This is a genomic window from Micromonospora sp. ABR4_055, assembly GCF_056160425.1.
The window spans coordinates 1-19,969 of record NZ_JBSWXD010000032.1 but is presented as its reverse complement, the minus strand read 5'-3'; the positions used below and the strand labels follow the sequence as shown (position 1 = coordinate 19,969).

Below are 19,969 nucleotides of genomic sequence, written 5' to 3'. Positions count from 1 at the left end.
ACCGTGGAAGCATCTGTCGCAGAAATCGTCGAGGCCCTCCGGAAGTCCATGCTGGACAATGACCGGTTGCGTCGGGAGAACGAGGCGATCACGGCCGCCGCCGCCGAGCCGGTGGCCATCGTCGGTATGGGCTGCCGCTACCCGGGTGGCGTCGGCTCGCCCGCACAGCTGTGGGATCTGGTCGCCGCCGGGCGGGACGCGATCGGCCCGTTCCCCACCGACCGGGGCTGGGACGTCGAATCGCTCTACCACCCCGAACCCGGCAAGCCGGGGCGTAGCTACACCCGCTCGGGTGGCTTCCTGTACGACGCCGCCGGCTTCGACGCCGACTTCTTCGGCATCAGCCCCCGCGAGGCCACCGCCATGGACCCCCAGCAGCGACAGTTGCTCGAAGTGTCCTGGGAAGCCCTGGAGAACGCCGGCATCGACCCCCGCTCGCTGCGGGGCGGCCGCACCGGTGTCTTCGCCGGCGTGATGTACCACGACTACGGCGCCGGTGGCAGCGACGGGAGCCTCATCAGCGGCCGGATCGCGTACACGCTGGGGTTGGAAGGGCCGGCCGTCACCGTCGACACGGCCTGCTCGTCCTCGCTGGTCGCGCTGCACTGGGCGATCCAGTCGGTACGCCGGGGCGAGTGCCCGCTCGCCCTGGTGGGCGGGGTCACGGTGATGGCGACGCCGGAGACGTTCATCGAGTTCAGCCGGCAGCGCGGACTGGCGGCCGACGGCCGGTGCAAGTCGTTCTCCGACGACGCCGACGGCACCGGATGGGCCGAAGGTGCCGGGGTGCTGGTCGTCGAGCGGCTCTCTGCGGCCCGCCGCAACGGCCACCGGATCCTCGCGGTGGTGCGGGGCAGTGCGGTCAACTCGGACGGGGCCAGCAGCGCGTTGACCGCGCCGAACGGGAGCGCCCAGCAACGCGTCATCCACCAGGCCCTGGACAGCGCCGGTCTGCGCCCCGACGACGTCGACGTGGTCGAGGCGCACGGCACCGGCACCACCCTCGGCGACCCGATCGAAGCCCACGCGCTGCTCAGCACGTACGGCCGCGGCCGACGACGGCCGCTGTGGCTCGGCTCGTTGAAGTCGAACATCGGCCACACGCAGGCCGCCGCCGGGGTCGGCGGCGTCATCAAGATGGTCGAGTCGATGCGCCACCGGACGCTTCCCCGTACCCTGCACGCCGACCGCCCCAGCCGGCAGGTGGACTGGTCGGCCGGGCCCGTCCAACTGCTCACCGAGGCGCAGGACTGGCCTGCCGGCGAACGGCCGCGCCGCGCTGCGGTCTCCTCCTTCGGTATCGGCGGCACCAACGCCCACGTGGTGATCGAGGAAGGCGACCCGGATCCGGCGCCGGCCGCGGACCGCCCGGCCGAAGGACCGGTCGCGGTGCCGCTGTCGGCCCGGTCGGCGCAGGCGGTACGGGAACAGGCGGCACGGCTGCTCGACCGGCTCGACGCCGTGCCGCAGGAGTCACCGGCCGCTGTCGCCACCACCCTGGCCGCCGCGCGTACCGTGATGGATTACCGGGCGGCGCTCGTCGTCACCAGCCGTGCCGACCTCGTCGACGGCCTGCGCCAGCTGGCCGACGGCCGCGGCGGCCCCGGTGTCTGGCAGGGCGAGAACACCGCGGGCGGCACCGCGTTGCTGTTCACCGGACAGGGCTCGCAGCGCCTCGGCGCCGGCCGCGAGCTGTACCAGCGGTACGCGCCGTTCGCCGTCGCCCTGGACGAGATCTGCCAACTGCTCGACCCCCAACTCGACCGGCCGTTGCGCTCCGTCATGTGGGCCGAGCCGGGCAGCGCCGAGGCGGCCCTGCTCGACCAGACGGCGTACACCCAGGCCGCGGTCTTCGCCATCGAGGTGAGCCTCTACCGGCTGCTCGCCGCCTGGGGCGTACGGGCGGACTTCGTCTGCGGACACTCCATCGGTGAGATCGCCGCCGCGCAGGTGGCCGGCGTACTGACGCTGCCGGACGCGTGCCGCCTGGTGGCGGCCCGGGGGCGGCTGATGCAGGCGCTGCCCCCTGGCGGGGCGATGGTCGCCGTGTCCGCCGCCGCCGGGCAGGTGGAGCCGCTGCTGGTCGACGGCGCGTCGCTGGCCGCCGTCAACGGGCCGGCGTCGGTGGTGGTCTCCGGGCAGGAGTCCGCCGTCCTGGCGACGGTGGCCCAATGCGAGAAGCTCGGACACCGGACGATCCGGCTGTCGGTGTCGCATGCGTTCCACTCGCCGTTGATGGAGCCGATGCTGCCCGCGTTCGCGCGCACCGCCGCCGCACTCGACTACGCCGAGCCGGACATCGCCCTGGTCTCCACAGCGACCGGCGCGTTGGCCGACGGCTCGGTGTTGGGCAACGCCGAGTACTGGGTACGCCAGGTGCGCGGCACGGTGCGTTTCCGTGACGCCGTCGGGGCACTGGTCGAGGCCGGTGCCACCACTTTCGTCGAGGTCGGGCCCGACGCGGTGCTGGCGCCGCTGGCGATGCGCTGTGTCGAGCCGACCGGGCGGACGTTCGCCGCCACGATGCGCCGCGCCCGGCCGGAGCCCGAGGAACTGCTCGGCGCGCTCGCCCGGTCCTACGTCAACGGATGCCCGGTGGACTGGTCGGCGGTGCTCGGCGCGGACCGGCGCCCTGGGGTGCCGCTGCCCACCTACCCGTTCCAGCATCAGCGTTTCTGGCTGCCACCCCGCGACACCACGCCGACCGACGTCGAGTCAATCGGGATGACCCCGCTGGCGCACCCGCTGCTGTCGGTCGTGGTACCCGCGCCGGACGCCGACAGTGTCGTCCTGTCCGGACGGCTCTCGCCGACGCGGCAACCCTGGCTGGCCGACCACGAGGTGCTCGGCACCGTCCTGGTGCCCGGCAGCGCGTACGTCGAACTCGCCCGACGGGCCGGCGAGCACGTGGGTTGCGATCTGTTGCGGGAGCTCGCGCTGCAGACACCGCTGGTGTTGCCGGCCGGCAGCGGCGCGGCGCTGCAGGTGCTGGTGGGGGCGGCGGACCACGCCGGGATCCGGTCGGTGCAGATCTTCTCCCGGCTCGACGACACCGGTGCCTGGACCCGCCATGCCGTCGGCTCGCTCGCCCCGGCGGCCGCCGGGATCCCGAACGGCGTCGAAACGTCCGCATCGGATTCGTCTGCATCGGATCTGACTACGACGGATCGGTCCACGTCGGACCTAGTCACGTCGAACCCGTCCAGGTCGGACCTGGCCGGCGTGACCCGGGCCACCGAGCACGGCCAGCCGGAGTGGCCGCCGCCGGGTGCGACCGCGCTGCCGGCGGCCGAGGCGTACGACCGGCTCGCCCGCCGGGGCTACCGGTACGGCCCGGCGTTCCGCGGTCTCACCGCCGCCTGGAGACGCGGCGACGAGCTCTTCGCCGAGGTGTCCCTGCCGGAACCGGCCGCCGGATACGGCCTGCATCCCGCGCTGCTGGACGCCGCGTTGCACGTCGGGCTGCTCGTCGACGACGACCAGGACGTGGCGCTGCTGCCGTTCACCTGGTCGGACTTCAAGCTCGCCGCGGTCGGCGTCCGGGCGGTCCGGGTCCGGCTGACCAGGGTTCGCGGTGACGTCGAGACGAGACTCGTCGTCACTGACACCGACGACCGCCCGGTCGCGTCGGTGCGGTCCATCATCGCCCGGCCGGTGTCCCGTGACCAGTTGGCGGCGACACACCCGGCAGTGGGGGACGCGCTGTTCACGATCGGCTGGCGGCCGGCCGCGGCCGGTCACCGTGACGAGCCGCTGCCCGGGCGGGTGGACGCGATCGGCGACGATCTCGACCTGGGCGGCCACGTGCACCCCGACCTGGACGGTCTGCTGGCGGCCGTCGCCGCTGACGACGTCGACATCGCCGGCGCAGACGCTGCCGACGGCTTCCCGGGTGCGGCGGCACCGATGATCGTGTGCGTGCGCGTCGAGACGCTCACCGCGACGTCGGGCGGCACGCTGCTGCCACGGCTCCGGTCCAACGTCACCGGGTTGCTCACCGTACTGCGTCGGTGGTTGACCGAACCCCGGCTGGCCGCGACCCGCCTGGTGGTGCTGACCACCGCGGCGGTGCCCACCACCGCCGGAGACGGGGTCGGTGATCTGGCTGTCGCCCCGCTGTACGGGCTGTTGCGCGCCGCACAGGCCGAGCACCCCGGCGCGATTCAACTGATTGACGTGGACGGACATGTCGACGGCGCGACGCTGCGTCGGGCCATCGCCACCGATGAGCCGGAGCTGGCCGTACGCGGCAACCGGATTCTGTCCCCCCGACTGGTTCCCACGCCCCCGGCCGCGCCACCGGGCTTCGCCAGCGACGGCACGGTGCTGGTCACTGGTGGTACGGGTGGTCTGGGTGGTCTGGTGGCGCGGCATCTGGTGCGGGTGCACGGGGTGCGGCATCTGGTGCTGGTGGGTCGGCGTGGGTCGGGTGCGCCGGGTGTGGGGGAGTTGTGTGCTGAGTTGTCGGGGTTGGGGGCGCGGGTCAGGGTTGTCGGGTGTGATGTGGCGGACCGGGGTGCGGTGGCGGGTGTGTTGGCGGGGATCGATGTTGACCATCCGTTGACGGCGGTGGTGCACGCCGCCGGTGTCGCCGACGCCGGCACGCTGGAGACCCTCACCGGTCGACAGATGGAGTCCACGCTCGCGGCGAAGGTCGACGGGGCCTGGCACCTGCACGAGCTGACCCGGGAGCTGCCGCTGGCCGCGTTCGTGCTGTTCTCGTCGGCGGCCGGTACGCTGCTCGCCGCCGGCCAGGGCGGCTACGCCACGGCGAACGTCTTCCTGGACGCGCTCGCCGCGCACCGCCGGGCCGAGAACCTACCGGCGGTCAGCCTCGCCTGGGGGCTGTGGGACACCGCCACCGGCATGGGCGCCGCGCTCACCGAGGCCGACCGCCGCCGGATGACCCGGCTCGGGCTGCCGGCGCTGCCGGTCGACGACGGGCTGGCGTTGGCCGACGCATCCTTCGCCGCCGACGCCGCGCTGGTGCTGCCGGTGCGGATCGACCAGCGCGCGCTGGCCGCCCGTACCGATCAGGTGCCGGCGCTGCTGCGGGATCTGGCCGCCACCGGTACCGGCGCGGGCCTCGAGCAGCGCTCATCGGCAGGGCCGTTCACCGACGTCAGCGGTGCCGACCGCGACCGGCGGCTGCTCGACCTGGTACGCCGCCACGTCGCCACGGTGTTGGGACACGCCGGACCGGAGCAGGTCGCCCCCCGGCGGGCGTTCGCCGAACTCGGCTTCGACTCGCTGAGCGCGCTGGAACTGCGTAACCAGCTCGAAGGCGCCACCGGGGTCAGGTTGCCGGCGACCCTGGTGTTCGACCATCCGAACAGCCAGTCGGTGGCCGACTTCCTCGGCACCGAACTCGACCGCCACGCCGGCGTCAGCCCGGCCGCCCTGACCGGACCCGCCGGTACGGCCACCGCGGCCCCGGCCGACGCACCGGAGGACGACCCGATCGCGATCGTGGGGATGGCGTGCCGGTTCCCCGGTGGGGTGGTCTCGCCGGAGGGGTTGTGGGATCTGGTGGTGGGTGAGGGGGATGCGACTGGTGAGTTTCCGGTGGACCGGGGGTGGGACACGGAGGCGTTGTTCGATCCTCGGCCGGGTCGGGTGGGGCGGTCGTATGTGCGTCGTGGTGGGTTCCTGTATGACGCGGCGGGGTTCGATGCGGGGTTCTTCGGGGTGGGTCCGCGTGAGGCGCGGGAGATGGATCCGCAGCAGCGGTTGTTTCTTGAGGTGTCGTGGGAGGCGTTGCGGCGGGCGGGGGTGGAGCCGGCGTCGTTGGCGGGTAGTCGTACCGGTGTCTACGCCGGGGTGATGTACCACGACTACGGCCCGACCGGCAGCGCCGGCAGCGTGGTCTCCGGTCGGGTGGCGTACCACCTGGGTCTGGAGGGGCCGGCGGTGTCGGTGGACACGGCGTGTTCGTCGTCGTTGGTGGCGTTGCATCTGGCGGTCGACGCGTTGCGTTCGGGTGAGTGCGAGCTGGCCCTGGCCGGTGGGGTCGCTGTCATGGGGACGCCCAGCATGTTCGTCGAGTTCAGCGAGCAGCGTGGGTTGGCGCCGGATGGGCGGTGCAAGTCGTTCTCGGATGACGCGGACGGGACGGCGTGGTCGGAGGGGGTGGGTGTGTTGGTGGTGGAGCGGTTGTCGGATGCGCGGCGTCGTGGTCATGGGGTGTTGGCGGTGGTGCGGGGTAGTGCGGTGGGTTCGGATGGTGCGTCGAACGGGTTGACGGCGCCGTCGGGTCCGGCGCAGGAGCGGGTGATTCGGCGGGCGTTGGCGGTGGCGGGTGTGTCGGCGGGGGGTGTGGATGTGGTGGAGGCGCATGGTACGGGGACGCGGTTGGGGGATCCGATCGAGGCGCAGGCGTTGTTGGCGACGTATGGGCGGGGTCGGGACGCGGATCGTCCGTTGTGGTTGGGGTCGTTGAAGTCGAACATCGGTCATGCGCAGGCGGCGGCGGGTGTGGGTGGTGTGATCAAGATGGTGATGGCGTTGCGGGCGGGGGTGTTGCCGCGGTCGTTGCATGTGTCGGAGCCGTCGTCGCATGTGGACTGGTCGGCGGGTGGGGTGCGGCTGTTGACCATGGCGCGGCCGTGGCCGGGTACCGACGGACCGCGTCGGGCGGGGGTGTCGTCGTTCGGGTTGAGTGGGACGAACGCGCATGTGATCGTGGAGGAGGCGCCGGGGGATGTGGCTGTGGGTTGGGGGGTGGAGCCGCCGACGCACCACTTCGACCACCAGCGCTACTGGATCAGCAGCCGGAGCTGGGCGAGCGACCCCGCCGCGATCGGCCTCGACGCGATCGGCCACCCGGTGCTCGGCGCCGGACTGAGCACCCCGGAGCCGGGCGTGAAGCACTTTACCGGCAGGCTGGCCCTGGCCAGCCAGCCCTGGCTGGCCGACCACCGGGTGGACGGGCAGGTGCTCTTTCCCGGCGCGGGCTTCATCGATCTGGCCCTGTCCGCCGCGGCCGAGATCGGCTGCGCGCGGATCGACGAGCTCACCGTGCACGCGCCACTGACCCTCGGCGAGGGCGGCGTGGACGTCCAGGTAGTCGTCACCGCAGCCGACCCGGCCGGGGTACGGCAACTGAGCATCCACTCCCGGGACCGCAACGAAGCGCGCGACGCCGTCTGGCGCCAGCACGCGTCGGGCAGTATCCGGCCCACCGGTCCGTCGGACAGCCCGCCGCCGGGGCCACGGCTGGACGAATGGCCGCCACCCGACGCCGTACCGCTGCCGATCGACGCCCTGTACGGGCGGCTCGCCGAGCGCGGCCTCGGATACGGCCCGTCGTTCCAGGCGGTACGGGCGGCATGGCGCCGGGGCACCGAGGTCTTCGTCGAGGTGTCCGTGGCCGACGCGGCCATGGACCGGTTCACCCTGAACCCGGCCGTGCTCGACGCGACCACCCACGTCCTGCTCGACGGTGACGGGCCGGTGGAGGTGCCGTTCAGCTGGCGGGGGGTCACCCTGCGGCACGCCGGTGTCGAGACGGTACGGGCGCGCATCGCCCCCGTCGGTGAACGCGATCTGTCGCTGACGCTCGCCGACGTGGCGGGAGAGCCCGTCGCCCAGATCGAGACGATCGTGGCCCGGGCGCTGCCGTCGACCAGCGAGCCGGCCGGGGCCGTCCACGAACTGCGGTGGCAGGCCGGGCCCCGGTCGGCGCCGGACGCCGCACCGTACCTCGAATGGGACGCCCGCCCACCCGGACAGCTCGATCCGGTGCCGGTCGTGCTGCGGTGCGCGTCCGCCGACGAACTGCCGGCGGATGATCCGGTCGCCGCGACCCACCAGAGCGTGACACGGATCCACGACGCGTTGTGTGACTGGCTAGCCGACGAACGGTACGCGGCAGCCAAGTTGGCCATCGTCACGCGCGGCGCGGTGAGCGTACGGGCAGGTGGTGGGGCTGTCGCGGGTGGGCCGGACGATCCTGACGTCGACCTCGCCGCCGCTGCGGTGTGGGGTCTGGTCCGCGCGGCGCAGGCGGAGAACCCCGACCGGTTTCTCCTGGTCGACCAGGACGGGCGGGCCGAGTCCGCACAGGTGCTCCCCGCCGCCCTGGCCAGCGGGGAGACCGAGCTGGCGATCCGGGGCGGGGAGCTGCTGGTGCCCCGGCTGACGGTGGCACCGGTGCCACCGTCGCCCGCGCGGCGCGCCCTGCCGCCGGACGGGACGGTGCTGATCACCGGCGGCACCGGTGGTCTCGGCGCGGTCGTGGCCCGCCACCTCGTCGCCACGTACGGCGCACGGCGTCTGCTGCTGGTCAGCCGTCGGGGAGGTCAGGCGCCGGGCGCCGCCGAGCTGGTGGCCGAACTGACCGGCATGGGGGCCGAGGTCGCGGTCGTGGCCTGCGACGTCGCCAATCGCGACGCGGTCGGCGAGCTGCTGGCCGGTGTGCCGGCCGCGTACCCGCTGACCGCGGTCGTGCACGCGGCCGGCCTGCTCGACGACGGGGTGCTGACGGCGCTGACCCCGCAGCGGATCTCCGCCGTCCTGCGGGCCAAGGTGGACGCCGCCTGGCATCTGCACGAGCTCACCGCCGACTCCGAACTGTCCGCGTTCGTGCTCTTCTCGTCGGTCGCCAGTGTCGGCGGCGCGGCCGGGCAGGCCAACTACGCGGCGGCCAACGCGTTTCTCGACGGGCTCGCCCAGCATCGGCACGCACGCGGGCTGACGGCACAGTCGCTGCTGTGGGGTCGGTGGGCGACCGGAGACGACATGGCAGCTCGACTGTCCACGGTCGATGGCGGTCGGCTCTCCCGGTCCGGACTGCTGCCGCTGTCGGCCGAGGAAGGGCTCGCGCTGCTGGACACCGCGCTCGCCAGTGACGCCGACGTGCTCGTGCCGGCCAAGTTCGACGTCGCGGCGCTGCGTGCCGAAGGCTGGGCGACGGCACCGGTGTTCCTCGGCCTGACCGGCCCGGTCACGCCGGTGCCGGCCGGACCGCTCGCCGCCTCGACGACGTCACCTGCGGGTGCCTCGCCCACGGGCGCGGGTGTCCCGGCCGGTGCGGGTACCGCACCGGTGGCTACCGACGGTGCCGATCGGCTCGCGGACCTGCCGGCGACAGAGCGCCGCGCCGTGCTGCTCGAGCTGGTGCGGGCACATGCGTCGGCGGTGCTCGGCCATGATCGAGCCGACGCGGTCTCCGCCGAGCAGGGGTTCCTCGACATCGGATTCGATTCGTTGACCGCGCTGGAGCTGCGCAACCGACTGACCGGTGCAACCGGGCGGAAGCTGCCGGCCACGCTGATCTTCGACTATCCGAGTGTCGCCGCCGTCGCGGACCATCTGACCGCCGAGTTCGGCGCCGACGAGTCCCGCCGGATCGGCGAGCACTTGGCGACCCTCGAAGCGACCCTGGAAGCGGCGCTCGCCGGGGTCGGTCCCGGCGACGAGCAGCGCCTGGCGTTGGCGGCACGCCTGCAGGCGTTGGCGGGACGGCTGGCTCCACCTCCAGACAGGACGGGGTCGACCGCCGACGAGTTGGGTTCGTCGAGCGCCGAGGAGTTGTTCGAGCTGTTGGACGGGGAACTCGGCCGGTCCCGCTGAGGTCTTCGTCGGTGGGTCGCTGGCCGGTGACGCGCCCTACGAGTGAGATCCTTGGCTGGTTCGACCGGCCGCAGGTGGTGCCCCGTCGCGGTGGGTCGCGGGTTCCACCGGGACCGGGTCGAGCCGGCGGCCCCCTTCGCCGGCGAGGGAGTGCGACACTGTCAAAGTCGGTGAGTGTGACGGGCCCGGCTCCGGCGGCAGCGGTTGGTCCGGACGAGTTCGGTGGTCGACGGCCGGTGGTGGCCGAGGTGGTTCGGTAGGAGGAGTTGGCATGGGTGTCGGTCGGGTGGTGCGGTTCGACGAGGGCCGTGGGTACGGTTTCATCGCACCGGACGACGGTGGCGACGACGTCTTCGTCCACGCCGGGGAGTTGACCCAACGGGGAATCCGGGTGGCTACCGGCACCCGCGTGTCGTTCAAGGTGATCGACGGCGGCCGGGGGCCGAAAGCGTACGACGTCGAGATCATCGATGATGCCACCGCTCCCACCGGGGGCCCGGGCGGTCGTACGGCGGGCGCTTCCGGCGAGGGCGGCGACGACGAGCTCTGCGAGATCTTCTCCGAGCCGGAGTACCTGCAGCGGATCACCGAGCTGTTGCTGTCCGACGCGTCGTACCTCACCGGTGCGCAGATCGTCGAGTTGCGTGGGCACCTGCTGCGGTTCTCCCGCAAGTGCGGCTGGGTCGACTGACTTCCCGACCACCCGCTACCGCCGAGCACGGCCGACAAGGAGCAGGGGCGGAAAGCAGGTTTGCCCCGCGCAGGTCGGGTAGACAGCCCGGATGACCGGGTCCGAGCCTCCGGCGTACAGCCCCGCGGCAAGCCCGAGCGCCGCGCGACCGGCGCTGCCCGTGCTGATGTACCACTCGATCACTTCGGCGGCCCGGGGGCCGCTGCGGTCACTCGCCGTCGGGCCGGCCCGGTTCGCCGAGCAACTCGCCGCGCTCGCCGACGCCGGATATCGGATGGTAGGCCTCAGCGAGGCGCTCGACCTGCTCGACGACGCGGCGATCGACCGCAACCGGCCGGCTCCGTCGATGGTCGCGCTCACCTTCGACGACGGGTACGCCGATTTCCTCACCCGCGCGCTGCCGCTGCTGGACGCCGCGAACGCCCGGGCCACCCTCTACCCGTCGGTCGGGCACCTCGGGCAGTACGCCGACTGGCTGGGCCAGTGGGCCGACGAGTTCGGCCCGCTGCTGGACTGGACCCAGTTGGACGAGGTGGCCGGGTCGGGCCGGGTCGAGATCGGCTCGCACGGTCTGCTGCACCATCCGCTCGACGTCCTGCCGCCGCAGCGGGCGGCGGACGAGATCGTCGTCGCCCGGGACCGTCTCGAACAGCGGTTCGGCATCCCGGTCCGGTCGTTCTGCTACCCGCACGGCTACCACGACTGGCGGGTCCGGGCGGCGGTCCGCCGGGCCGGGCACGACAACGCGTGCGAGGTGGGCCGACGGCGGTACCGGCCGGGCGACCGGCGGCTCGCCGTACCCCGGCTGCTGCCGACCGGTGACCACGACGGCACCGCGCTGCTCGACCTGGTCCGCACCGGCGGACCTCGGATGGTGCCGCAGGCGAAACGACTGGCCCAGCCCGCCTGGCGGTTGACCCGGCGGGTGGCCCGGCGGGCCGGCCGGCAGTTGACGTGACGGCCCGCCGTTGGTGGCGGCGCGGCGGCCTGCTGGCGGTCGCGGCCGGCCTTGCCACGCTGGTCCTGACCCTCGGTGTGCTGGTTCCGCTACTGCAGCACCGTGCCAACCAACCCGACCAGCCCGACCAGACCAGCCAGCCTGGTCAGCCCGACGGGACCGGCCAGCCGGACTCCGGCGGCGGACCGCCGCCGGCCGGGCAGCCACCCACCACGGCCGGCGGCGACCGGACGACGAACCCGTCCGGGATCGCCCTGCCCACCGGCGATCTGCCCGGCTGGCGGCAGATCTTCGTCGACGACTTCGACGGCACCGAGCTGAGCGACGACTGGTTCGCCTACTCCGGGCAGCCGGACGGTGATCCGGGCGGCTGGTTCGACCCGGGCCACGTGTCGGTCGGCGCCGGCATGCTCACCATCGGCGGCTGGCGGGAAGCCAGCCGGGACAACATCTACGTCACCGGCGGGGTGTCCAATCGGCGGGCGGTGACCCGCAGCTACGGCCGGTACGACATCCGGTTCCGGATGGACCAGGGCACCGGGATCGCGTACGCGCTGCTGCTCTGGCCGGGCGACAACGTCTATCCGCCGGAGATCGACATCGCCGAGGACAACGGCAAGGGCCGGGACCGGATGTACGGGGTGCTGCATCCGGTGACCGGCGACCGGATCGGGCATGACGTCGGCGGCGACTTCACCCGCTGGCACACCGCCGGTCTGGAGTGGACGCCGGACCGGCTGGTCTACACCCTGGACGGCGAGCCCTGGGCGACGGTCACCGGCGCACAGGTGCCCGACGAGCCGATGGCGCTCGCTCTGCAGAGCCAGGCGTGGTACTGCGGGCACACCTGGGAGGCCTGCCCGGACGAGACGACACCGGACGTGGTCAACCTCCAGATCGACTGGGTCGCCATCTACGCTCCGGCCTGATGCCCGGCAGGGCGTCCGCTGTCGGCACCGTCACCCGGCGTACCGGTAGACGGTGACGTCGTCGCTGCGCTGGAAGACCGACCAACGGTCCCGGCCGTCGAGCAACCGCTCCAGGCGGTCCAACGACCCGGGCGCAAAGTAGCCGAAGTAGTCGGACTGCCGCCGCATACCGTCGCTGACCACCAGGTACGCCGGGTCGCCGGCGAACGAGCCGAGGAACTCTTCGATCGTCGGCAGGTGCTCGCCGTCCAGCGCGGCGCCGCGCAGTTGCGCCCCGACCACCAGGTCCGGCTCGCCAGCCGGCACATCGGTGTTGAACCCCGGATACGCCGCCGTCAGCCGACTGGGAAAGTTGGACGTGGCAACGGCGATGGTGGCACCGGGCTCGGCGGCGGCGTACAGCTGGCGGGCGGCGGCCACCTCGTCGGCGGTCTGCCGGTCCACGGCCAACTGCCCGTGCCGACCCTGCACCGTACCGAGGGCGAAGCCGCCGAGCGCCACAGCGACCGCCACCGCCGCGACCGGCCCCAGCCACCGCCGACGCCGGCCAACCCGACGCTGGTCGGCGCGGTCAACCCGACGCAGGTCGGCCCGGTCGACAACCGCGCGGGCGATCAGGAAGGCGCACCACGGCGCGGAGAACAGGAACACCCGGTAGATCGCCTCGCCGCCGTAGCTCTGCGCCGCGAGCAGGACGAACGGCGTGGCGGCCAGCAGCGCCGGCACCAGCACGGTACGCAGCCGGCGACGGTACGCCAGCACCGCCAGCACGGTCAGCGCCCAGACGGTCAGCGCGAGCGTACGGACCACGATCGCCGAGAACGCCTGCCCGGTCGAACCCCAGCTCTCGGCGTTGCCGGCGGCGTTGGCGAAGATGTCGAACCCGTCGAAGACGCCGAACGCCTCCGACACGAACCCGAACCGGGGCAGCAGGTAGCCGAGCACGACCGCGCCCATCGCCAGCGGCAGCCAGCGGGGCCGGACCAGCCGCAGCGCGGCCAGCACGGCCACCTGCGCCACCACCAGGTACGGCGACAGCTGGTGGGCGGCGGTGAGCACGGCCAGCAGCGCCAACGCCGCCACTGTCGCCCAGCCCCGGACCCGGCGGTCCGGTCCATCTCGGCGGTCCGATGCGCTGCCACCGGTCGGCGAGCGCAGCCAGGTCAGCACGATCAGCAGCACCCCGAGGCTGAGCAGGAAACCGAATGCCTGCGGGGACAGGTAGTCCTCTTCCACCCAGTTGACCGCGAAGAACCCGAACACGGTCAGGTACGCCACCCGCCGGTCGTCGGCGAGGGTACGGGCGATGGCGTACAGCACCGGGGCGGCGGCCAGGTTGAAGAAGACCGGCGACCAGTCGGCCAGCGCCGCCGGGGCGATGCCACCGGCCGCGCCGAGCTGGGCGGCACCGGCGAACAACGCCGGCCACTGCTGGTAGATGTCGGTCGCCGAGTCGACCGGGTTGCCGGCTGCGATGAGGTCGATCACCCCTAGGTGCTTGTACGTCCAGGCGTACTGCGGTTGGTCCAGCAGCAGCGGGGTGGTGCCGTGCAGCAGCACGACCAGCAGCACCAGGTAGCCGGCGGCAGCCAGCCCGCGCCCGGTGGCCCGGTCGGCGGCGGTAGGCCGGTCGGCGGTGGGCCGCAGCCCGGCGAGCGCGGCGACGAAGCCGGCGACGGTGAGCGCCAGCGCGGCCAGGAAGACCGGACTGACGGCGCCGAGCAGCCCGAAACCGCCCACCTGCGCCACATCGGTGCGGGACACCGCGATCCACCACAGCGCCAACGCCGCACCGATCACCACGGCATGCGCCAGCAGCGGCCGCCGTGCGACAGCCGGGCGCCCGGCGAGGCCCGCCCGCCGGGCGTACGGCCACCGTCGGACCGGCCCGGGGCGGGAACCGTGGCCGTGGCCGGCCCGCGTGATGCGGAGCAGGCCGGCGGCGCTGACGGCCGCCACCGCCACCGCCAGCGCGCCGACGGCCAGCCTGGGCTGCCACCAGCCGGCCCAGACCGATCCGGTGGCCACGGCTGCGTAACCGGCCAGGCTGGCCAGTACGGTCGTCGCCCACCGGGTCGCCGCCGGCCGGACGGTCAGGTGACTGAGCAGCGCGGCACCGGGGCCCAGGGCGGCGAACGCGACCGCAGTCGGGGCCTGCCACGGGCCGCCGGCTGCCAGACCGAGCAGCGCCAGGACCGCGACGACCAGACCGGTGCCCGCCTGACCGGTCCGGCCGGCACGCGGGTCGGGTGCGGTGTCGACAGCTGGCGCGGTGTGGACACCAGGCGCGGTGTCGACGGCCGGCCCGGCTGCCGGTGCCTGGGGGAGCGGGCGGACGGGGCGCAGGGCGAGATCGGTCATCCGGCACCTCCGGTGTCGGCGGTAACGGTCTCGGACTCGGCGGTACGTCGGGCCCAGGCCGGGGCGCTCGTCGCGTCGCCGGTCGCCCGGTACCGGCGGATCAGCCCGGGAAGCAGCACGATCGCCACTGCGGCCTGTGCCGTACACAGCGCGGCCGCCGGCGCGATGATTCCGACCCGGGGCAACCCGACCCAGCTGACCAGCAGGAACGCGGCGATGCCGACCGACTGCACGGTCACCACCGGCCACATCCGCTTCTCCATCATCGCGAACGCGCAGTAGAGCAGGATCACCCCGGTGAACGGCAGTGACAGCCCGATCAGTCGCAGCGTGTCGGCACCCTCGGCGGCGTACTGCCCGCCGAGCAGCCGCAGCAGCGGCCCGGCCGCCCCGGCGAGCACCGCCGCACCCGGCAGCACCACCGCGGCGACCAGCAGGACCGCCCGGTCGACGTGCGCCCGGGCCGCCGCCGCGTCGCTGGACGCGGTGACCACGAACGAGGTGACGACGTTCCACAGCAGGGTGCTGCCGGCCACCCCGATCACCCACGGGATGTAGAAGTAGGCGCTGGCGGTGGCGCCCAGCACGCTGGCCACCAGCACCGGCGGCAGGTACGCGACCGCGTTGGTGAGCAGCCCGTTGACGTACTCGGCGGAGGCGAAGCCGAGCAGCTCCCGCCGGGCCGGAGCCGGCGCCTCCGGAGCGCTTCGGGCGTGCGCCGGGGCGAGCCGGGCCAGCACCCACCAGTTGACCCCGAGCATGGTCGCCAGCATCGGCGCCGACCAGGCGAGCAGCATCCCGTCACCGGCGGCGGTGCCGGCCAGCAGCGGCAACAGCGCAACCTTGGCGGTGGACGCGATCACGTTCTTCGCCGGTACGCTGCCGGCCCGCCGCAGCGCGGTCAGCACTCCGTCGGTGATGAAGAAGATCGCCGTGCCGACCACGGCGGCGACGAAGAGCAGCCGCTGCGTCGGTGCCGGGCCGATGATGCCGGTGCCCATGCCGAGGGCCAGGAACCCGCCGCTGAGCAGCAGGGACATCGCCGCCGACGCGGCGTATCCGGCGAGCACCAGCCGGCGGGTGTGCCGACCGGCGCCGGGCAGGAACCGCGCGTACAGGTTGATCAGGTTGAGTTGGGCGAGCCCGGCCAGCAGCGTCATCGCCGACACCGCCGCCGATGCCCGGCCGACCGCCTCCGGCGCGAACCAGCGGGCGGCCACCACCCAGAACACGAACCCCAGCGCGGCGCTGGCCACCGTCGAGGTCATCAGCGCCGCCGCGCTGCGCAGCAGTGCCGGCCGGCGGACCATCACCGCCGCCGTTGGCGGGACGGTCGTGCCGGCGGCGGTCACGGCCAGCCCCGCATCCGACGGCGCAGCCGCCGGGCGGCCATCCGGCTGCGCAGGTACGCGACCGGCCCGGCGAGCAGCCCGCGCCGGTTGGCGCCGACCAGCTCGCGGGGGAAGTCGTCGCGCAGCCCGGCCAACCGCTGCCCGTCACCGCCGCCGAACGTGTCGCGCAGCGCGGTCGGGGCCAGCCGCAGCAGCGGTCCGAGCAGCCGAGGTTCGCGCAGCAGCAGGCTGGTGTAGGCGGCGGTCAGTCCGGTGCCGTAGCCGACCAGTTGGTTGCGCAGCCCGGCCAGGTCCCGGCGGTGGTGGTGCCAGACCAGGGCGCTGGGCTGGTAGGCGACGGTGCCGTCGGCGACCAGCACCTGCATCAGGGCCAGGGTGTCCTCGGAGCCCATCGCGGGGGTGCCGGCGCCGAGCGCGGTGTCGAAGCCGCCGATGCGCTCCAGCACGCCGGGTCGGAAGGCCATGTTGCCGCCGGCGCCGAACGGCGGCAGCGGGTAGAGCGGACTCTGCCGGTGCGCGGTGGCCGGGGAGAACAGGTCCGGTGTGAAGCCACGGCCCTTGCTGTGCCCGCCGTACTGTTCGAACCACAGCTGCGCGTCGGTGGCCAGTTCGGCCGGCGCGATGGCTCCGGTGACCGCGTCGGCCTGCGGGTGGTCGGCCAGGGCGCGGGCGATCTCGGCGAGCCAGTGCGGGTCGGCCTCCTCGTCGTCGTCGATCCAGGCGACGATCTCGCCGACGGTGGCGCGCAGCGCCCGGTTGCGGGCGTGCGACAGCCCGGGCCGGGGTTCACGGATGTAGTCAACTGGTGTTCCGTTGCCGTCGGCGGTCGCGCCGCCACCGTCGGCGGCCCGGGCGACGACCTTGACGGTGGCGTCGCTGACCGGCGCGTTGTCCACCACCAGCACCCGGAACCGGGGGTACTGCTGGGCCAGCACGCTGTCCAGGGTGCGGGCCAGCCCGGCGGGCCGTTCCCGGGTGCAGACGACCACGGTGATGCGCGGCGCGTCGTCGAGCACCTCGGCCCGCCGGGTCAGGTAGCCGGGTTCGGGCCGGTCGGCCGGGGGGATCTCCCGGTCGACGGCGGCGGCGAGGTCCGCGCCGGTCAGCCCGTGCGGCGGTACGTCGAGCAGCAGCGCGCCGATCGGCTGGGTGAACTGCCGGACCAGCAGCCAGGCGCGTTCCACCCGGCGGCCGGCCGGGTCGGTCCCGGGGACGTCCGGGAACCGGTCGGTGACTTCCAGGTCGATGACGGTGGCCGGGATCCGGTCCGCGGTGCCGGCCGGGAGGTGCACGGAGGTACGCGGGTTCATCGTGCGGCTCCGATCGGTGGGGGTGGGGACGGAGTCTGGGTGGCGCGGCCGGCGAGTTCGGTCAGCGCGCCGGTGGCTGCGGCGGCGGTGCCGGCGAGGATGGCGCCGGCCCGGGCGACGTGCCGGTGGCCGCGCCCGCGCAGGGTCGCGCCGATCTCCCGACGTAGCGCGGCGGGCAGCGTACGGCGCAGGTAGTCCTGCTCGGCGCCGAGGCTGGGCGCGCCGTCGAGTAGCCCGGCCATCATGACCTTGCCGCGGCCTTCGGCGAAGCAGCGGCGCAGGAAGTAGCGGAAGGTGCTGTGCGTGGCGGGTACGCCGTGCGAGATGACCGCCTGCGGCACGTACCACCACTGCCCGCCGGTGACCGCGGCCATCCGCAGGCAGAGCTCGGTGTCCTCGGGCCGTGCCCGGTTGCCGACCTTGCCGAAGCCGGTGCGGAAACCGCCGGCGGTGAGAAACGCGTCGCGGCGTACCGCCATGCTGGCCGACCAGACGTTGCGCACCGGTCCGGGTCGGACCGGCTGGCCGGCGTACGAGCCGCCGACCGCCCACCGGAACTCGGCGGGGAACCAGCCTGGCTGGTGCCGTTCCCAGGCGGGTTCGATGGCGCCGCCGGCCCCGACCACCGTCGGGTCGGTGAACGCGGCGACCAGTCCGGCCAGCCAGCCGGGGTGGGCGACGACGTCGTCGTCGAGGAACACCACGAGGTCGCTGCCGGCGTGCCGGGCGCCGGTGTTGCGGTTGCCGGAGACGCCCCGCTGGTACGCGTTGCCGAGCACGGTGACCGTGGGCAGCTCCCGCCTGATCCGGTCGGCGAGCGCGGGGTGATGGTCGACCACCACGATGATCTCGGCCGGCTCGAGATCCTGCCGGCGGACGGAGTCGACGGCGCTACGCAGCCCGGCGAGCCGGTCCGGGTGGTGGGTCGGGACCACCACGCTGACGGTCGGTGGACGCATCGCTCAGCCCTCCTCGACGGTCACCGGTACGGTGGCGGTCCGCTGCCGGCGGTGCTGCCGGCGGGTCCGGCGCAGTCGGCGTTCGCGGCCGAACTCACTGAGGATGGTGCGCAGCACCCGGGTGCCGTCGCGCACCGTGTCGAGGTTGCTCTCGCCGTGAATCCGCAGGTGCTCGATGCTGGGCACCTCGGTGATCCGCAGCCCGTGGGCGGCGACCCGGACGTTGATCAATGTTTCGATCTCGAAACCGTCGCCCCACAGCTTGCTGCCGTCGGCGGGCCGGGGGGTGGTCGGGTCGGGCAGGTCCAGCGCTGGGACCACCCGTCGCCAGAAGGCGTTGTAGCCGTAGCACAGGTCGGTGAACCGGGTACCGAACAGCAGGTTGACCATGCCGTTGAGGCCTTCGTTGCCGAGCCGGCGCAGCGGGGTGATGTCGTGGCTGCCGCCACCGGCGCGGAAGCGGGAACCCTTGGCGAAGTCGGCTCCGGCGAGCAGCGCGGCGACGAAGCGTGGGATCTCGGCCGGGTCGGTCGACCCGTCGGCATCGATCATGACCACGATGTCGCTGGTTGCGGCGGCGAACCCGCAGGCGAGAGCGTTGCCCTTGCCGGTACGGGTCTGCTGGACGATCCGCACCGCAGGCCAGAGTGCCCGGGCGACCTGCACCGTGCGGTCGACCGAGCCGCCGTCGACGACGACGACCTCGTCGACGTCACGGGGGAGCCGGGCGAAGACGTGCGGCAGGTTCCGTTCCTCGTTGATGGTGGGGATGACGACGGTCACCGACGGCAGGTGCGGGCCGTGCCGGGTCGGCGGTGCGGGCGGTGTCGGGTGTACCCGGGTGCTGGCGTAGACGGACATGCCGGTGTCCTCCGGGGGGTGGGGGGAGGGTGCGGGACACCAGGCGACGCGGGGCCGTTCGCGCGCCGCCCGGACTGACTTAGCGGTCCATCACCGGGGGTCAACAACCTGATATGCCGGTTATTTCGGGCGCCGCGCGGGTCGGTGGGCCGGGTCACATCCGCCGTTGCGTAGTTGGTTCGACTAGGGCCGGCACCAGGTGATGTCGGGCGTGTGCGCTGAGCCGCGCCGGGCGGGGAACCATCACCAGCAGGTTTCCGGGCGGTTGCGGTGGGAGCGTTCCCATGGCATGATGATGATCGATTGGCGCTGCGGAGCCAGCCAAGCACACCTGTTTCGCCGAGGGCAACCGGATCTTCCGGCCGGCGATCCGACCGCCGAGTCGTCCGTCCGACGACAGGTGGTGCACCGACCTCACCAGGGTCCCGGCCGATGCGCCGGCGACCAGTTATGTCGCGAGGAGACAACTCCGCATGAACCTGAACCCACTACGCGGCGCCGGGCGCTCGCGGATGCGCCGCGGGCTGTCCGCGGCCGCCGCGGTCGTACTCGGCTCCGGTGTACTCGTCGTCGCGGCCACCCAGGCCAGCGCCGCCGCCGGGTGCCGTGTCGACTACTCGGTCAATCAGTGGAACACCGGATTCACCGCCAACCTGACCGTCACCAACCTCGGTGACCCGCTGAGCAGCTGGACCCTGGAGTGGGACTACTCCGGCAACCAGCGGATCACTCAGGCGTGGAACAGTGAGTTCACCCAGAGTGGCACCCGGGTGACTCTTCGGAACGCCCCGTGGAACGGTTCGCTGGGCACCAACGCCAGCGTCAACCCCGGCTTCAATGCAAGCTACTCCGGCACCAACACCGCGCCCACGGTGTTCCGCCTCAACGGGGTGGCGTGCAACGGTGGCACCACGCCGACGACCGCCCCGCCCACCACGGCGCCGCCGACGACCGCCCCGCCTACCACCGCGCCGC

The 19,969-nt window shown here is 73.3% G+C and carries 10 protein-coding genes; 5 read left to right on the top strand and 5 right to left on the bottom strand.

The annotated features are described in order from the left end of the window. The first annotated feature begins 3 nt into the window (after positions 1-3). The 4 genes from ACXAHD_RS10540 to ACXAHD_RS10525 all read left to right on the top strand — a co-directional run bounded on the left by ACXAHD_RS10540 (position 4) and on the right by ACXAHD_RS10525 (position 12,151). Entirely contained in the window at positions 4-9,573 is a 9,570-nt protein-coding gene (locus ACXAHD_RS10540) for an SDR family NAD(P)-dependent oxidoreductase (RefSeq protein ID WP_475050084.1), read from the top strand. Between the two features lie 271 nt (positions 9,574-9,844). Continuing rightward, entirely contained in the window at positions 9,845-10,264 is a 420-nt protein-coding gene (locus ACXAHD_RS10535) for a cold-shock protein (RefSeq protein WP_281553698.1), read from the top strand. A gap of 91 nt (positions 10,265-10,355) precedes the next feature. Continuing rightward, positions 10,356-11,222 carry a polysaccharide deacetylase family protein gene (locus ACXAHD_RS10530; RefSeq protein ID WP_281553699.1) on the top strand — a complete coding sequence of 289 codons (867 nt, stop codon included), beginning with the start codon at positions 10,356-10,358 and terminating at the stop codon, positions 11,220-11,222. Beyond that, on the top strand, positions 11,219-12,151 hold the full coding sequence (locus ACXAHD_RS10525; protein ID WP_475050081.1) for a glycoside hydrolase family 16 protein: 933 nt from the start codon (positions 11,219-11,221) through the stop codon (positions 12,149-12,151). The genes ACXAHD_RS10530 and ACXAHD_RS10525 overlap by 4 nt, the downstream gene beginning before the upstream one ends. Before the next feature lie 30 nt (positions 12,152-12,181). Here the strand turns inward: ACXAHD_RS10525 and ACXAHD_RS10520 are convergent, their stop codons facing one another. Genes ACXAHD_RS10520 through ACXAHD_RS10500 form a run of 5 tightly spaced genes read right to left on the bottom strand, consistent with a single transcriptional unit; the run spans position 12,182 to position 18,994 of the window. Then, a complete protein-coding gene (locus ACXAHD_RS10520; RefSeq protein WP_475050079.1) occupies positions 12,182-14,512 on the bottom strand; it encodes a hypothetical protein in 2,331 nt (776 codons plus the stop codon). After that, positions 14,509-15,864, bottom strand: coding sequence for a lipopolysaccharide biosynthesis protein (locus tag ACXAHD_RS10515; protein ID WP_289212390.1), 1,356 nt, complete (start codon positions 15,862-15,864; stop codon positions 14,509-14,511). Before ACXAHD_RS10515 ends, ACXAHD_RS10520 begins: the two co-directional genes overlap by 4 nt. Next, complete coding sequence (locus ACXAHD_RS10510) at positions 15,861-17,174, bottom strand: glycosyltransferase family 2 protein (RefSeq protein WP_289212391.1); 1,314 nt, start codon at positions 17,172-17,174, stop codon at positions 15,861-15,863. The genes ACXAHD_RS10515 and ACXAHD_RS10510 overlap by 4 nt, the downstream gene beginning before the upstream one ends. Beyond that, the gene (locus ACXAHD_RS10505; RefSeq protein WP_281553704.1) at positions 17,171-18,133 is read right to left on the bottom strand and encodes a glycosyltransferase family 2 protein; all 963 of its coding nucleotides are present in this window, start codon (positions 18,131-18,133) and stop codon (positions 17,171-17,173) included. The genes ACXAHD_RS10510 and ACXAHD_RS10505 overlap by 4 nt, the downstream gene beginning before the upstream one ends. Positions 18,134-18,136: 3 nt before the next feature. Then, positions 18,137-18,994 (bottom strand): glycosyltransferase family 2 protein, encoded by an 858-nt coding sequence (locus tag ACXAHD_RS10500; RefSeq protein ID WP_281553705.1) that lies wholly within the window; start codon positions 18,992-18,994, stop codon positions 18,137-18,139. Between the two features lie 473 nt (positions 18,995-19,467). Between ACXAHD_RS10500 and ACXAHD_RS10495 the strand changes: the two genes are divergently transcribed. Then, positions 19,468-19,969, top strand: a 502-nt coding sequence (locus ACXAHD_RS10495; protein ID WP_475050073.1) for a cellulose-binding domain-containing protein, incomplete at its 3' end; no start/stop codon positions are given.